Source organism: Bartonella taylorii 8TBB (assembly GCF_902825155.1).
Classification (GTDB): domain Bacteria; phylum Pseudomonadota; class Alphaproteobacteria; order Rhizobiales; family Rhizobiaceae; genus Bartonella; species Bartonella taylorii_A.
On sequence record NZ_CADEAG010000124.1, the window covers coordinates 1 to 450 of the forward strand.

The following is a 450-nucleotide window of genomic DNA, read 5'->3' on the forward strand; positions in this document are numbered from 1 at the left end:
GTAATTTGATATAATTGAGTTTCCCGTATTAGTCCTTTTAGCGACATTGGGTATGATGTTAATGATTTCAGCTGGGAATACGCTGTCTCTTTACATGGTATTAGAATGACAATCTTTAGCTCTATATGTTCTTGCTGCAATCAATCGCGACAATATAAAAGCTTCTGAAGCAGGTATAAAATATTTTGTTTTAGGTGCATTGTCTTCAGGATTTTTACTTTATGGTATTTCATTGATTTAGGGTTTTACTGATCTAATTGGTTTTCGCGAAATTGTTTTTGCTTTAAATAATGAAGCTTTACAGCGAGGTATTAATTTAGGCATTCTTTATATTTTAGCTGGGTTAGCTTTAAAAATGACGTCAGTTCCATTTCATATGTGGACACTTGAGGTTTATTAAGGAGCACAAACTCCCATTACAGCATTTTTTGCTCCTGCTCCTAAAATTGT

General features: G+C 33.3%; 1 pseudogene. It reads left to right on the top strand.

What is annotated here, in order from left to right:
• Window positions 1-4: 4 nt before the first annotated feature.
• Window positions 5-397: pseudogene (locus J7R13_RS08950) on the top strand (proton-conducting transporter transmembrane domain-containing protein); the annotation flags it as partial.
• Between the last annotated feature and the right edge of the window lie 53 nt (window positions 398-450).